This is a genomic window from Thermobaculum sp. T2p (genome assembly GCF_059335935.1).
On the sequence record NZ_JANZYQ010000046.1, the window covers coordinates 1 to 1,466 of the forward strand.

Below are 1,466 nucleotides of genomic sequence, written 5' to 3' on the forward strand. Positions count from 1 at the left end.
GCTTCATTCAATATGCTGTTTGATCACTATGAACCAGTTCCAATATCTTTGAGCGCTGAGATACAGGCTAAGAACAAGCGCTAGATTGTGGGTAAAAACTAAGCTAATAAACAAAAAAATACTTACTATAAGGAGGCCTGAGGTTGGCGAAGCAGAGGTTTGAGAGGACGAAGCCGCATGTGAACGTAGGGACGATAGGGCATGTAGATCATGGGAAGACGACGTTGACGGCGGCGATCACGAAGGTATTGGCGCTGAAGGGGGAGGCGCAGTACCGGCCGTTTGAGACGATAGACAAGGCGCCTGAGGAGAGGGCGAGGGGTATAACGATCTCGATAGCGCATGTGGAGTATGAGACGGACAAGAGGCACTATGCGCATGTAGATTGTCCTGGGCATGCGGACTACATCAAGAACATGATCACGGGTGCGGCGCAGATGGATGGTGCGATATTGGTGGTGAGTGCGCCTGATGGGCCGATGCCGCAGACGAGGGAGCACATATTGTTGGCGAGGCAGGTGGAGGTACCCGCGATAGTAGTGTTTTTGAACAAGGTAGACATGATGGATGACGAGGAGTTATTGGAGTTGGTGGAGATGGAGGTGAGGGAGCTGCTATCGCGGTATGGATTTCCTGGGGATGAGGTGCCGATCATACGTGGGAGTGCGCTTAGGGCGTTGGAGAGCAGCAGCACGGACATCAATGCGCCGGAGTATCAGCCGATATTGGAGTTGATGGATGCGGTAGATGAGTACATACCGACGCCGCAGAGGGCTGTGGATCGGCCGTTTTTGATGCCGATAGAGGACGTATTTGCGATCAAGGGGAGGGGTACAGTAGTAACAGGTAGAGTAGAGAGGGGTAGAGTCAAGGTAGGGGACACAGTAGAGATAGTGGGATTGAGGGCTGAGAGGCGGAGCACGGTAGTGACAGGGGTGGAGATGTTCCAGAAGACGTTGGATGAGGGGGTAGCGGGGGACAACATAGGGTGTTTGTTGAGGGGAGTAGAGAGGACGGAAGTGGAGAGGGGTATGGTGTTGGCAGCGCCTGGGAGCATCAACCCGCACACGAGGTTCAGGGCTGAGGTGTACGTGTTGTCGAAGGAGGAGGGTGGTAGGCACACGCCGTTTTTCAGTGGGTACAGGCCGCAGTTTTACATCCGGACGACGGATGTGACAGGGGAGGTGAAGTTGCCTGAGGGTGTAGAGATGGTGGTGCCTGGGGACAATGTGAACTTGGAGGTGGAGCTGATAGCGCCTGTGGCGATAGAGGAGGGTTTGAGGTTTGCCATCAGGGAGGGTGGGCGCACAGTGGGCGCTGGCGTCGTCACCCAAATCCTAGAGTAAGGTATACTTAAGCATGTAAAATACTGGCCCGAGCTGAGCTCAGCTCGGGCCAGGTCGTGAATGATAACAAATGTTTGTAGGTAGGTGGCAAAGTGCCTAAGAAAGCTGATAGACAACTGA

At 53.8% G+C, this 1,466-nt stretch carries 1 protein-coding gene; it reads left to right on the forward strand.

Going from position 1 to position 1,466, the window contains the following annotated elements:
• The first annotated feature begins 143 nt into the window (after positions 1-143).
• A complete protein-coding gene (tuf, locus tag N2245_RS14400; RefSeq protein ID WP_494537399.1) occupies positions 144-1,346 on the forward strand; it encodes an elongation factor Tu in 1,203 nt (400 codons plus the stop codon).
• The last annotated feature ends 120 nt before the right edge of the window (positions 1,347-1,466 follow it).